General features: G+C 69.8%; 13 protein-coding genes. 10 read left to right on the top strand and 3 right to left on the bottom strand.

Features of this window, described 5'->3' with window-relative positions; genetic code table 11:
- The first annotated feature begins 33 nt into the window (after window positions 1-33).
- The 5 genes from glmU (at window position 34) to ACWD5D_RS17950 (ending at window position 4,648) form a co-directional block, all read left to right on the top strand.
- Window positions 34-1,482 (top strand): bifunctional UDP-N-acetylglucosamine diphosphorylase/glucosamine-1-phosphate N-acetyltransferase GlmU, encoded by a 1,449-nt coding sequence (glmU, locus tag ACWD5D_RS17970; protein WP_451373662.1) that lies wholly within the window; start codon window positions 34-36, stop codon window positions 1,480-1,482.
- Window positions 1,483-1,621: 139 nt separating this feature from the next.
- A complete protein-coding gene (locus ACWD5D_RS17965; protein WP_451373661.1) occupies window positions 1,622-2,602 on the top strand; it encodes a ribose-phosphate diphosphokinase in 981 nt (326 codons plus the stop codon).
- Window positions 2,603-2,794: 192 nt separating this feature from the next.
- Window positions 2,795-3,394: a 50S ribosomal protein L25/general stress protein Ctc gene (locus ACWD5D_RS17960; RefSeq protein ID WP_451373660.1), complete on the top strand. Its 600-nt coding sequence runs from the start codon at window positions 2,795-2,797 to the stop codon at window positions 3,392-3,394.
- Between the two features lie 92 nt (window positions 3,395-3,486).
- Window positions 3,487-4,089, top strand: coding sequence for an aminoacyl-tRNA hydrolase (gene pth / locus ACWD5D_RS17955; RefSeq protein ID WP_451373659.1), 603 nt, complete (start codon window positions 3,487-3,489; stop codon window positions 4,087-4,089).
- 52 nt (window positions 4,090-4,141) lie between these two features.
- Window positions 4,142-4,648 (top strand): hypothetical protein, encoded by a 507-nt coding sequence (locus ACWD5D_RS17950; protein ID WP_451373658.1) that lies wholly within the window; start codon window positions 4,142-4,144, stop codon window positions 4,646-4,648.
- Window positions 4,649-4,747: 99 nt separating this feature from the next.
- Here the strand turns inward: ACWD5D_RS17950 and ppc are convergent, their stop codons facing one another.
- Window positions 4,748-7,492: a phosphoenolpyruvate carboxylase gene (gene ppc / locus ACWD5D_RS17945; protein ID WP_451373657.1), complete on the bottom strand. Its 2,745-nt coding sequence runs from the start codon at window positions 7,490-7,492 to the stop codon at window positions 4,748-4,750.
- A gap of 306 nt (window positions 7,493-7,798) precedes the next feature.
- Between ppc and ACWD5D_RS17940 the strand changes: the two genes are divergently transcribed.
- From ACWD5D_RS17940 to ACWD5D_RS17925, 4 genes are all read left to right on the top strand, one after another.
- The gene (locus ACWD5D_RS17940; RefSeq protein ID WP_451373656.1) at window positions 7,799-8,806 is read left to right on the top strand and encodes an acyl-CoA desaturase; all 1,008 of its coding nucleotides are present in this window, start codon (window positions 7,799-7,801) and stop codon (window positions 8,804-8,806) included.
- Window positions 8,803-9,480: a TetR family transcriptional regulator gene (locus ACWD5D_RS17935; RefSeq protein ID WP_451373655.1), complete on the top strand. Its 678-nt coding sequence runs from the start codon at window positions 8,803-8,805 to the stop codon at window positions 9,478-9,480. The genes ACWD5D_RS17940 and ACWD5D_RS17935 overlap by 4 nt, the downstream gene beginning before the upstream one ends.
- 61 nt (window positions 9,481-9,541) lie before the next feature.
- A complete protein-coding gene (locus ACWD5D_RS17930) occupies window positions 9,542-9,796 on the top strand; it encodes a type II toxin-antitoxin system Phd/YefM family antitoxin (RefSeq protein ID WP_451373654.1) in 255 nt (84 codons plus the stop codon).
- The gene (locus tag ACWD5D_RS17925; RefSeq protein ID WP_451373653.1) at window positions 9,793-10,041 is read left to right on the top strand and encodes a type II toxin-antitoxin system RelE family toxin; all 249 of its coding nucleotides are present in this window, start codon (window positions 9,793-9,795) and stop codon (window positions 10,039-10,041) included. The genes ACWD5D_RS17930 and ACWD5D_RS17925 overlap by 4 nt, the downstream gene beginning before the upstream one ends.
- Before the next feature lie 21 nt (window positions 10,042-10,062).
- Here the strand turns inward: ACWD5D_RS17925 and ACWD5D_RS17920 are convergent, their stop codons facing one another.
- Window positions 10,063-10,887 (bottom strand): trans-aconitate 2-methyltransferase, encoded by an 825-nt coding sequence (locus tag ACWD5D_RS17920; protein WP_451373652.1) that lies wholly within the window; start codon window positions 10,885-10,887, stop codon window positions 10,063-10,065.
- 119 nt (window positions 10,888-11,006) lie between these two features.
- On the opposite strand from ACWD5D_RS17920, the gene tamR reads away from it, so the two are divergent.
- Window positions 11,007-11,504, top strand: coding sequence for a MarR family transcriptional regulator TamR (gene tamR / locus ACWD5D_RS17915; protein WP_451373651.1), 498 nt, complete (start codon window positions 11,007-11,009; stop codon window positions 11,502-11,504).
- On the opposite strand, the gene ACWD5D_RS17910 is transcribed toward tamR, so the two are convergent.
- Window positions 11,463-12,257, bottom strand: coding sequence for a LuxR C-terminal-related transcriptional regulator (locus tag ACWD5D_RS17910; RefSeq protein ID WP_451373650.1), 795 nt, complete (start codon window positions 12,255-12,257; stop codon window positions 11,463-11,465). The genes tamR and ACWD5D_RS17910 overlap by 42 nt on opposite strands.
- Between the last annotated feature and the right edge of the window lie 19 nt (window positions 12,258-12,276).

Genomic DNA, 12,276 nt, shown 5'->3' with positions numbered 1-12,276 from the left:
ACCCCCACCCATCCAGAGCCGAAGGGCAACCCCGTGAGCGCCATTCGCCCGGCAGCCGTCGTCGTTCTCGCAGCGGGTGAGGGCACCCGTATGAAGTCGGCCACACCGAAGGTCCTGCACGAGATCTGCGGCCGTTCCCTGGTCGGCCATGTGCTGGCCTCGGCCCGTGAGTTGAACCCCGCCAACCTGGTCGTCGTCGTGGGCCACGCCCGTGAGCAGGTCACCGCGCATCTGACCGAGATCGACCGCGGTGCGCAGACGGCCGTACAGGCGGAGCAGAACGGGACGGGTCACGCCGTCCGGATGGGGCTGGAGGAGCTGGGCGGTGCCGTCGACGGGACGGTGGTCGTCGTCTGCGGTGACACCCCGCTGCTGACCGGCGAGACGCTGCGGCAGCTGTCCGCCACGCATCACGCGGACGGGAACGCCGTGACCGTGCTGACGGCGGAGGTGCCGGACGCGACCGGGTACGGGCGGATCGTCCGGGACGAGGCGACGGGCGCGGTGACCGCGATCGTCGAGCACAAGGACGCCTCGACGGCGCAGCGCGCGATCCGGGAGATCAACAGCGGGGTGTTCGCCTTCGACGGGCAGTTGCTCGCGGACGCGCTGAAGAAGGTGCGGACGGACAACAGTCAGGGCGAGGAGTATCTGACGGACGTGCTCGGGATCCTGCGGGAGGCGGGGCATCGGGTGGGTGCGTCGGTGGCGGGTGATCACTGGGAGATCGCGGGGATCAACAACCGGGTGCAGCTGGCGCAGGCGCGGCGGACGCTGAACGAGCGGCTGCTGACGCGGGCGATGCTCGAGGGGGTGACGGTGGTCGATCCGGCGACGACGTGGGTGGACGTGACCGTGACCTTCGAGCGGGACTCGGTGGTGTATCCGGGGACGCAGCTGACGGGTTCGACGCATCTCGGTGAGGGTGCGGAGGTCGGTCCGAACTGCCGGCTGAAGGACACCCGGGTGGGTGCGGGGGCGCGGGTGGACAACACGGTGTCGGACGGGGCGCGGATCGGTGCGCGGGCGTCCGTGGGGCCGTTCGCGTATCTGCGTCCTGGTACGCGGCTGGGCGACGGGGCGAAGGTCGGTACGTACGTCGAGACGAAGAACGCGGCGATCGGTGAGGGGACGAAGATTCCGCATCTGTCGTACGTGGGGGACGCGACGATCGGTGACTTCACGAACATCGGCGCCGCGAGTGTGTTCGTGAACTACGACGGTCAGGAGAAGCACCACACCACGGTGGGGTCGCATTGCCGGACCGGTTCGGACAACATGTTTGTGGCTCCTGTCACGGTCGGGGACGGTGCGTACACCGCCGCCGGGTCCGTGATCACGAAGGATGTGCCGCCCGGTTCGCTGGCCGTGGCCCGCGGTCAGCAGCGGAATATCGAGGGTTGGGTGGCTCGCAAGCGTCCCGGGAGCGCGGCCGCGAAGGCGGCTGAGGCGGCGTCCGGGCAGGGCCGGAGCGAGGACTGACCGGAAACGGGTGCGCCAAACACGGCGTACCGTGATAAGTGCACACCCGCACCCTTACCAGCCGAAACGGCCTCTCGTGCCCAGCCGAGAGGCCGCCGAGCAGCCGCCTTGGCTGAGACACCTCTGAGGAGACAGTGCTGTGACCGGGATCAAGACGACCGGCGAGAAGAAGATGATGTTCTTCTCCGGCCGCGCCCACCCCGAGCTTGCCGAGGAGGTCGCCCAGCAGCTGGGTGTCGGGGTCGTCCCGACGAAGGCCTTCGACTTCGCGAACGGCGAGATCTATGTCCGCTACCAGGAGTCGGCGCGTGGTGCGGACTGCTTCCTGATCCAGAGCCACACGGCTCCGATCAACAAGTGGATCATGGAGCAGTTGATCATGATCGACGCGCTGAAGCGTGCGTCGGCCCGTTCGATCACGGTGATCGTGCCGTTCTACGGTTACGCGCGCCAGGACAAGAAGCACCGTGGCCGTGAACCGATCTCGGCGCGTCTGGTCGCGGACCTGATGAAGACCGCGGGTGCGGACCGGATCCTGACCGTGGATCTGCACACGGACCAGATCCAGGGCTTCTTCGACGGCCCGGTGGACCACCTGTTCGCGCTGCCGCTGCTGGCGGACTACGTGGGCGACAAGGTGGACCGGGACAAGCTGACGGTGGTCTCGCCGGACGCGGGTCGTGTGCGGGTGGCGGACCGGTGGTGCGACCGTCTGGGTGCGCCGCTGGCGATCGTGCACAAGCGTCGCGACAAGGACGTGGCGAACCAGGTGACGGTCCACGAGGTCGTGGGTGAGGTCGAGGGCCGGGTGTGCGTCCTGGTCGACGACATGATCGACACGGGTGGCACGATCGTCGCCGCTGCCGACGCGCTGTTCGCGCACGGCGCCGAGGACGTCATCGTGACGGCGACGCACGGTGTGCTGTCGGGTCCGGCGGCGGACCGGCTGAAGAACTCGCGGGTGAGCGAGTTCGTGTTCACGAACACGCTGCCGACGCCGGGTGAGCTGTCGGCGGACCTGGACAAGATCAAGGTGCTGTCGATCGCTCCGATGATCGCGAGCGCGGTGCGTGAGGTGTTCGAGGACGGCTCGGTGACGAGCCTGTTCGACGAGCAGTGAGCCGCGAGCGCTGACTCGAAGATCCTTTTGGGTGCGGCCTCCCTCGCCGAGTAGACTGCTTCAGTTGCTCGGCGAGGGAGGCCGTGGCCGTTTCGGCGGTTCGCGGTGGTCCGTTATCGACGCGCTCTTCGTAGCAGGCCGTTCGTGGCCGGGTGACCACGTCCGTACCTATTTCTACGAGGAGTGATCCGCATGTCCGAGGTGAAGATCGCCGGCGAGACCCGCAGCGAGTTCGGCAAGGGTGCCGCCCGCCGTATCCGTCGCGAGGGCAAGGTTCCCGGTGTGCTGTACGGCCACGGTTCCGACCCGCTGCACCTGACCCTGCCGGGCCACGAGCTGCTGCTCGCGCTGCGTACGCCGAACGTCCTGATCTCGCTGGACATCGACGGCAAGACCAACGAGCTGGCGATCCCGAAGTCCGTGCAGCGTGACCCGCTGAAGGGCTTCCTGGAGCACGTCGACCTGCTGCTGGTCAAGCGTGGCGAGAAGGTCACGGTCGAGATTCCGGTGCACACCGAGGGCGAGCTGGCCCCGGGTGGCAACCTGCTCGAGCACGTGCTGAACGCGCTGCCGGTCGAGGCCGAGGCCACGCACATCCCCGAGGCGCTCACCGTCTCCGTCGAGGGCCTGGAGGCCGGTGCCTCCGTCCACGCCAAGGACATCAAGCTGCCGTCCGGTGTGACGCTGGCCGTCGAGGAGGACGCTGTGGTCCTGCAGGTTCTGCAGGCGCAGGTCGAGGAGGCCGCCGAGGGCGAGGGTGCCGGGGCCGGCGAAGAGGTTGCCGAGGCCTGAGCCTCGTCGTAGCCGTTTGGTCAGCCGCTGTTCCCTTCGGGGGCAGCGGCTGGCGCATATCGAGGACGCCTCTGAGGGCGTATCAAGGAGACATGCACGTGACGACCCCCGCAAGCGCCCCCTGGCTCGTCGTCGGGCTCGGTAATCCCGGGCCGGAGTACGCCATGAACCGGCACAACGTCGGGTTCATGGTGGCGGATCTGCTCGCGGAGCGGATCGGGGGGAAGTTCAAGCGGGCCGGGAAGGCGCAGGCGCAGGTGCTGGAGGGCCGGATCGGTCCGGCGGGGCCGGGCAGCCGGCGGGTGATCCTGGCGAAGCCGATGTCGTACATGAACCTGTCCGGCGGTCCGGTGAACGCGCTCCGTGACTTCTACAAGGTGCCGGTGGCGAACATCGTGGCGGTCCATGACGAGCTGGACATCGACTACGGCACGCTGCGGCTGAAGCTGGGCGGCGGCGACAACGGGCACAACGGTCTGAAGTCGATGACGAAGGCGATGGGGGCGGACTACCACCGGGTGCGGTTCGGGATCGGGCGTCCTCCGGGTCGTATGCAGGTGGCGGACTTCGTGCTGAAGGACTTCGCGTCCGCGGAGCGCAAGGAGCTGGACTACTTCGTGGACCGTGCGGCGGACGCGGTGGAGTGTCTGGTGTCGGAGGGTCTGGAGCGGGCGCAGAGCGCTTACAACTCCTGACTTGTCCGTGCTTGTCGTGCGCCGGAGTTGACCGGTCGCGCGGACATGGCCAATGATCCCGGCCATGCCTGCCTCAGCCACCACTGCTCGCCAGGCCTCCGGGACCGCTCTGCGGTTCGGGAGGGTCGTGGCGATGGGTGCCGTCGCCGTGCTGATTCTGATCGCCGGGGTGTGGGGTTCCTGGGGGACCGCACAGCACGTGATGCTGACGAAGGGGCGTGAGCGCGGCACGGTCCGGGTGACGGCCTGCGCGCACGGCGTGTGCAGTGGGCCGTTCGCGCCGGCCTCGCAGGGCGGGCGGGCGCGTGCGCGTGTGGAGCTCGCGGAGACGGTCGCGGTGCGCAAGGGGCAGACGTACGACGTCGTCCTGAAGCCCGGTTCGAGCGACGCGGTGCGTTCGGGGCCGGCGGGGATCCTGTACGCCTGGTTGCCGCTGGGTGGTGCGCTGCTGCTGGCGTCGGTGGTGGTCGCGGGCGGGATGCGGCTGACGCGGGTGGCGTGGGTGCTGGGCGGTGCGGGTGTGCTGCTGCTGACGTCGGCGTTCGTGGCGTTGCAGTGAGGCGTGTGCCGCGGCCGTAGCAATGCCGTGGGTCGGACATGGGGGTGCCCCCGGGTTCTCGCAGGAACCCGGGGGCACTGTCGTGTGCGGAGTCGGACCTCAGCCGGTGTTGCGCAGGCCGGCCGCCACGCCGTTGACGGTGAGGAGCAGGGCGCGGGCGAGCAGCGGGTCGGGGTCGGTGTCGGCGGCGGCCTCCTCGCGCTGGCGCTTGAGGAGGGCGACCTGGAGGTAGGAGATGGGGTCCAGATAGGCGTCGCGGATGCCGAAGGTCTGCTTCAGGTCGGGCTCGGCGTCGAGGAGTTCGTTCTCCCCGGTGATGCGCAGGATCTCCTGGACGGTCAGTTCGTGTTCGGCCCTGATGGTGTCGAAGACGTGCTTGAGCTCGTCGGGGACGAGGGTGTCGACGTAGTGCTGGGCGATGCGCAGGTCGGTCTTCGCGAGGGTCATCTCGACGTTGGAGATGAAGTTGCGGAAGAAGTGCCACTGTTCGTGCATCTCGGCGAGGACGGTGTCCCCTTCCTGCCGCAGGCCCGCCTCGCGCAGGGCCTTGAGTCCGGAGCCGACGCCGAACCAGCCGGGGACGATCTGCCGGGACTGGGTCCAGCCGAACACCCAGGGGATGGCGCGCAGGCCGTCGAGTCCGGCGCCGGAGTCGGGCCGGCGGGAGGGCCGGGAGCCGAGGTGGAGGTCGGCGAGCTGGTCGACGGGGGTGGAGGCGAAGAAGTACGCGGGCAGGTCGGGGTCGTCGACGAGCCGGCGGTAGGCGGCGTGGGCGGCCTCGGAGACGACGTCCATGGCGGCGTCCCAGCGGGCGAGTGCCTCGACGGACTGGCGGGGTGCGGTGTGCAGGGCGGAGGCCTGCAGGGTGGCCGCGACCGTCAGTTCCAGGTTCTCCCGGGCGAGGGAGGGGATGAGGTACTTGTCGGAGATGACCTCGCCCTGCTCGGTGACCTTGATCTCGCCCTCGAGGGTGCCCCAGGGCTGGGCGAGGATGGCGTCGTGGGAGGGGCCGCCGCCACGGCCGACGGTGCCGCCGCGGCCGTGGAAGAGGCGCAGGCGTACGCCGTAGCGGTGGGCGACGTCGCGCAGCCGGCGCTGGGCGCGGTGGATCTCCCACTGGCTGGTGGTGATGCCGCCGAACTTGGAGGAGTCGGAGTAGCCGAGCATGACCTCCTGGACGTCGCCGCGCAGCGCGACCAGGCGCCGGTAGGACGGGTCGGAGAGCATGTCCTCGAGGATGGTGTCGGCGGCCTTGAGCTCGTCGGTGGTCTCCAGGAGGGGGACGATGCCGATCTTCGCCCAGCCGGCGTGCAGGTCGATGAGGCCGGCCTCGCGGGCGAGGACGGTGGCGGCGAAGACGTCGTCGGCGCCCTGGCACATGGAGATGATGTAGGACTCGATGACCTCGGGGCCGAACACCTCCAGGGCCTTCTTGACGGTCCGGAAGACGCCGAGGGTCTTGGCGCCGGCCGCGTCGACGGGGGCCGGGGTGGGGGCGAGCGGCCTGCGGGAGCGCAGTTCCTTGGCGAGGAGCTTGGCCCGGTACTCGCGGGGCATGTCGGCGTAGCGCCAGGACTCCTCGCCGAGGCGGTCGAAGAGCTGGCCGAGGGCGTGGTGGTGGGCGTCGGCGTGTTCGCGGACGTCCATGGTGGCGAGCTGGAGGCCGAAGGCGGCCAGGGTGCGGATGGTGCGGGCGAGCCGGCCGTCGGCGAGGAGGGCGCCGCGGTGTTCGCGCAGGGAGGTCTGGATGATCCGCAGGTCGGCGAGGAGTTCGCTGGTGCCCAGGTAGTCGTGGCCCGCTTCGTGCGGGGTGCCGGTGGCGAGGCGCCGCTTGGTGTTGAGCAGCTTCTGCCGGATGCAGGTGGCCTTGAGCCGGTAGGGCTCCTCGGCGTTGAGGCGCTTGTATCGGGGGCTGATCCCGGACAGCCGGTCCAGGTCGGCCTCGAGGGACTTCAGGAGTTCGTCGGTGGCGCCGGTGTAGCGGATGGAGTTGGAGAGCAGTCCGCGCAGTTCGTCGATCATCTCCAGGGCGTCGTTGATGCCGTGTTCGTGCTGGAGGATGAGGACGTCCCAGGTCACCTGGGGGGTGACGTTGGGGTTGCCGTCGCGGTCGCCGCCGATCCAGGTGCCGAAGGTGAGGGGGCGGGTGTCGTCGGGGAGCTCGACGCCGACGCGTTCGAGTTCGGCGGTGAGGTCCTCCAGGACGTCGCCGACGGCTTCGGCGTGCAGCTCGTCGAGGTAGTAGATGGCGTTGCGGGCCTCGTCGGCGGGCTCCGGTCGCACCACGCGCAGTTCGTCGGTCTGCCAGACGAGGTCGATGTTCTCGGCGAGGCGGACGTCGTGCCGGCGGCGGTCGGAGGGCAGGACGGGCGCTTCCAGGAGCGCGGCGATGCGCCGGAGCTTGTTGAGGACCGAACGGCGCGCGGCCTCGGTGGGGTGTGCCGTGAACACCGGGCGAACGTTGAGGTGCTCGACGGTCTGCCGCAGGTGCTCGGGGTCGGCGTCCTTGAGGCGGTCGGCGGTGCGGGCCAGCAGGCCGCCCTCGGCGGCGCGGCGGGCGCGCAGCTCGCGGCCTCGGTGCACCTGCTCGGTGACGTTGGCCAGGTGGAAGTAGGTGGAGAAGGCGCGGACCAGCTTGGCGGCGGTCTCGAGTTCGGTGCCGCGCAGCAGCTCGGCGGCTGCCTCGCCGTCCTCGCGGGTGAGGCTGCGGACCTTCTCGACCAGTTCGAGAAGTTCGGGGCCCTCCTGCCGTACGAGGGTCTCGCCCAGGAGGTCGCCGAGGCGCCGGATGTCGGCGCGCAGCTCGCTGCTGGTCGTGGTGGTCTGGTCGTCGGCACTGCTCACAGGTGCGGCTCCTTGCAGTGTTGAAGCTCGTCTGGGAGGGAACCCGGGGCACCATCCACCATGCGGCGGGTGCCGCATGCGGGCCGGAACGTCCGGGAAGGAATCAGAGCGGACCGCGCTGTCCGACCGACCCCAAGGATAGGTGGCGGTGCGGACGCGCAGATTCTGGGGCTCTTGCCGCCGCACGACACGCTGCCATACTTACGACGCCGTAGGTTACGGAGCCGTAGGGCAGTACCGTTCGACTCCCGCCCGGTCCCGGCTTCCCGGCACCTGCCCCGACCCTCGACCCCACAGGGGACGCGCATGACCTCCAGTTCCGATGTGATCGACGAAGCCCGTAAGGCCCCCGACACACCTGTCTCCTCCGCCACGCTGGGCGGCGAGCAGAAGGGTTCGATCGAGCAGATCACCCTGCTCCTGTTCATCGTCGTGCCGTTCCTGGCACTGGTGGCGGCCGTGCCGCTGGCCTGGGGCTGGGGGGTGAGCTGGCTCGACGTGGGCCTGCTGGTGTTCTTCTACTTCCTCGGCTGTCACGGCATCACGATCGGTTTCCACCGGTATTTCACCCACGGTGCGTTCAAGGCGAAGCGGCCGCTCAGGATCGCGCTGGCGATCATGGGGTCGCTGGCGGTCGAGGGCCCGCTGGTGCGCTGGGTGGCCGACCACCGCAGGCATCACAAGTTCTCCGACGCCGAGGGCGACCCCCACTCGCCCTGGCGGTTCGGGGAGACGGTCCCGGCGCTGATGAAGGGCCTGTGGTGGGCCCACATCGGCTGGATGTTCGACGAGGAGCAGACTCCGCAGGAGAAGTACGCCCCGGATCTGGTCAAGGACCCGGCGATCCGGGCGATCTCCCGCCAGTTCGTCTACTGGACGGCCGTGTCCCTGTTCCTGCCTCCGCTGATCGGCGGTCTGGTGACGATGTCCTGGTGGGGCGCCTTCACCGCGTTCTTCTGGGGATCACTCGTGCGGGTGGCCCTGCTGCACCATGTGACGTGGTCGATCAACTCGATCTGTCACGCGGTGGGCAAGCGGCCGTTCAAGTCGCGGGACCGCTCGGGAAACGTGTGGTGGCTGGCGGTGCTGTCGTGCGGGGAGTCCTGGCACAACCTGCACCACGCCGACCCGACCTCGGCGCGGCACGGTGTGATGCGCGGGCAGATCGACTCCTCGGCGCGGTTCATCCGCTGGTTCGAGATGCTCGGCTGGGCGTACGACGTGCGCTGGCCGTCACGCTCACGTATCGATTCGCGACGCAACACCGGTGAAGGCGGCTCCCAGCGCGGGAAGGCGCCCGCCGAGGCGGCATGATTGAAGCCGTGGCGACCGACTCCAGCAGCACTCCGAGCAACGACAAGCAGCGGCGGACCCGCCGGACCCGTATGACCGGTGCCGAGCGCCGCCAGCAGTTGCTGGAGATCGGTCGCACCCTCTTCGCGACGAAGGGTTTCGAGGGCACCTCGGTGGAGGAGATCGCGGCGAAGGCCGGGGTGTCCAAGCCGGTGGTGTACGAGCACTTCGGCGGCAAGGAGGGGCTGTACGCGGTGGTCGTGGACCGCGAGATGCGGCGCCTGCTGGACATGGTGACCGGCTCGCTGACCGCCGGCCACCCCCGCGAGCTGTGCGAGCAGGCGGCCTTCGCGCTCCTCGACTACATCGAGGAGTACACGGACGGTTTCCGCATCCTGGTCCGCGACTCCCCCATCCCCCAGTCGACGGGGTCCTTCGCGTCGCTGATCTCCGACATCGCCACCCAGGTGGAGGACATCCTGGGCCGCGAGTTCAAGTCGCGCGGCTTCGACCCGAAGCTCGCCCCCCTCTACGCCCAGGCACTGGTCGGCATGGTCGCCCTGACCGGCCAGTGGTGGCTGGACGTGCGCCGCCCGAAGAAGGCGGAGGTCGCCGCGCACCTGGTGAACCTGGCCTGGCACGGCCTGGACGGCCTGGAGCCGAGGCCGCGGCTGATCGGGCATCGGAAGAGCTGAGGTTCACCGGAAAAGGTGACACTAGTGGGCAGCTAGATACACCTTGTGGAATCCTGGCGGCATGACTCAGATCGCGATCAGTGCAGCCCGTTCCCAGCTCGGCGACCTGGTTCGCCGTGCGGCTCACGGCCGCGAGACGATCGCCCTCACCGACCATGGGCACGTCGCCGCACTCCTCGTGTCCCCGCAGGTGATAGAGGATCTCGAAGACGCCGTGGCCGTCGCCGATTACCAGCGACGCAAGGCGGAAGGGACGCTGGGCGAGGGCATCCCCATGGCAGAGGTGCGCAGGCGGCTGGGGCTCGAAAAGTCGTGACCTACGAGATCATCTTCGAACCGCACGCCCTCAATGCTGCGGCACGGTTCCTGGAGGACGACCCAGCAGGACTCGCCAAGGTCCTGGACGCGATCGACGAGCTGGCTCACGATCCGCGACCGATGGAATCGACGCCGTACGGTCCGGACATGCGCCGCCTTCGCGTCGGTGGCTACCGAGTCCTCTATGTCGTCGAGGCCGAGGTCATCCGCATCCTCGTCACACACCTGGGCCGGACGGTCTGACCGTTCACAGGAACAGCACTCTCACTCTTCCTTCACGGCCACCGCGAACAGCCGGCGGAAGGGCATGACCGTGCCGTAGGGCTCGGTCGGGTAGGCCTCCCGCAGCAGGTCCCGGTACTCGGTGAGGAAGGCGCCCTGGGCCTCCGGGTCGTCGGCCAGGGCGGTCAGGGCGGGGCGCAGGCCGGTGCCCTTGACCCAGTCCAGGACCGGGTCCTCGCCCTCAAGGACGTGGAAGTACGTGGTCTGCCAGACGTCGGTCGCGCAGCCGAGGCGGGCGAGGCGGTCCAGGTAGGCGCAGGGGGTGTCGACGGAGTCCACCTCGCGCAGGACGTCGGCGAGGCGGGGCTTCCAGCGGGGGGTGGCCGCGAGGTCGCGCATCAGGGAGTGCAGCAGGGCATCGATGTTGTCGGGGACCTGGAAGGCGAAGGTGCCGCCGGGGGTGAGGCCGGCGATCCAGTCGGCGAAGCGTTCGGCGTGGCCCGGCACCCACTGCAGGGTGGCGTTGGAGACGATCAGGTCGTACGGCTCCTCGGGTGTCCAGGTCCGGGCGTCGGCGTGGGCGAAGTCGAGGCTTCCGCCCCCTGCCGTGGGGCCCGCGTGGTCGACGTGGGCCTTGTCGAGCATCTCGGGCGAGTTGTCGTAGCCGGTGATGCGGGCGGTGGGCCAGCGTTCGGCGAGCAGGGCGGTGACGTTGCCGGGGCCGCAGCCGAGGTCGGCGATGCGGGGGCGCCTCGCGGAGGGTTCCGCGGGGAGGGCCGGGACGCGGGCGAGGAGGTCGACGAAGGGGCGGGCGCGGTGGCCGGCGTGACGGAGGTACTGGGCGGGATCCCAGGTGGGTGTCGTCATGTGCAGTACTTTCCTCTCCGAATTATCTCTATGTCAAGAAACTTGATATCGAGAGATTTTTCTCCAAGAGGTTTGGAGTCAAGAGACTTCACGTCGACACAACCACTACACTGATCTCCATGGAGGACGAGGTCGATCGGCTGGTCGCAGCATGGCGCCGGGAGCGCCCGGACCTCGACGTGGAGCCGCTCGAGGTGCTCAGCCGGGTGAGCAGACTGGCCCGGCACCTGGATCGCGCACGCCGGCTCGCCTTTTCCGAGCACGAGCTCGAACCGTGGGAGTTCGACGTACTGACCGCGCTGCGGCGCGCGGGAACGCCGTACCAGCTCTCCCCCGGACAACTGCTCACCCAGACCCTGGTCACCTCGGGCACGATGACCAACCGGATCGACCGGCTCGCGAAGAAGGGCCTGGTCGAGCGGCTGCCCGACCCGAGCGACCGGCGGGGCGTACTGGTCCGGCTCACCGACACCGGCCGGGACCGCGCCGACCAGGCACTGTCCGGCCTGCTGGACCAGGAGCGGGCGATCCTCGGCGAGCTGTCCCGCGCCCAGCGGGCCGAACTCGCGGGGCTGCTACGCCAGCTGACCGCCCCGTTCGACAACATTCCCGGCTAGGGGAAGCTCCGCGGGCCCCAGCCCGGCCCGCCGGGCGAGCGCCACGGCGGCCAGGGTGGAGTGGACGCCCAGCTTGCCGAGGACGTTCTGCATGTGGGTGCGCACGGTGTGCGGGGACAGGAACAGCCGTTCCGCCACGGCCTTGCGGCCCAGGCCCGCGACCATGCAGCGCAGCACCTCCAGCTCGCGCGGGGTCAGCGACTCCACCAGCCGCTCGCTCTCGGTGCGGTGCTTGCGCGCGGCCGTCAGCTCCTTGAGGACACCGGTGAGCAGCGCGGGCGGCAGATGCGTCTCGTCGCGCAGCACACCCCGTACCACCGTCAGCAGCCGGGACAGGGAGCAGTCCTTGGCGACCCAGCCGCAGGCGCCGGCCTGCAGGGCGAGCGCCGCGCGCCGGGGGTCGTCCTTCTCGGCGAGCACCACGGTCCGCACCCCGGACTGGGCCGCGCGGACGCCCGCCACCAGCGAGATCCCGTCGACCAGACCGCCCTCGCCGCCCACCTGGACAGGCACGGCCGGGCGCATGCCGGGCACGGCCGGGCGCATGCCGGGCACGGTGCCGCCGAGGTCGGCGTCGACGAGGAGCACGTCGTAGCGGCGGCCCTCGGCGGCCGCGCGCTCCAGACAGCGCAGCGCGGCCGGGCCGCTGCCCGCGGCGGAGACGTCGACGTCGGGCTCGGCGGCCAGGGCGGCGGCGAGCGACTCGGCGAAGATGCGGTGGTCGTCGACGACCAGGACTCGAATGCGAACCAACGAAACCCCCTTCCCCGGG

Source organism: Streptomyces sp. NPDC002520 (genome assembly GCF_053595235.1).
Note: the sequence above shows the minus strand (reverse complement) of the source record. Positions and strands in the feature narration are given on the sequence as shown.

Bases quoted from the DNA above. Each gene is read 5' to 3' on its own strand.
- ACWD5D_RS17920 (WP_451373652.1), bottom strand. From the start codon at position 10,887: ATGACGACACCCACCTGGGATCCCGCCCAGTACCTCCGTCACGCCGGC.
- tamR (WP_451373651.1), top strand. From the start codon at position 11,007: ATGGAGGACGAGGTCGATCGGCTGGTCGCAGCATGGCGCCGGGAGCGC.
- ACWD5D_RS17940 (WP_451373656.1), top strand. From the start codon at position 7,799: ATGACCTCCAGTTCCGATGTGATCGACGAAGCCCGTAAGGCCCCCGAC.
- pth (WP_451373659.1), top strand. From the start codon at position 3,487: ATGCACGTGACGACCCCCGCAAGCGCCCCCTGGCTCGTCGTCGGGCTC.
- ACWD5D_RS17930 (WP_451373654.1), top strand. From the start codon at position 9,542: ATGACTCAGATCGCGATCAGTGCAGCCCGTTCCCAGCTCGGCGACCTG.
- ACWD5D_RS17935 (WP_451373655.1), top strand. From the start codon at position 8,803: ATGATTGAAGCCGTGGCGACCGACTCCAGCAGCACTCCGAGCAACGAC.
- ACWD5D_RS17950 (WP_451373658.1), top strand. From the start codon at position 4,142: ATGATCCCGGCCATGCCTGCCTCAGCCACCACTGCTCGCCAGGCCTCC.
- ACWD5D_RS17960 (WP_451373660.1), top strand. From the start codon at position 2,795: ATGTCCGAGGTGAAGATCGCCGGCGAGACCCGCAGCGAGTTCGGCAAG.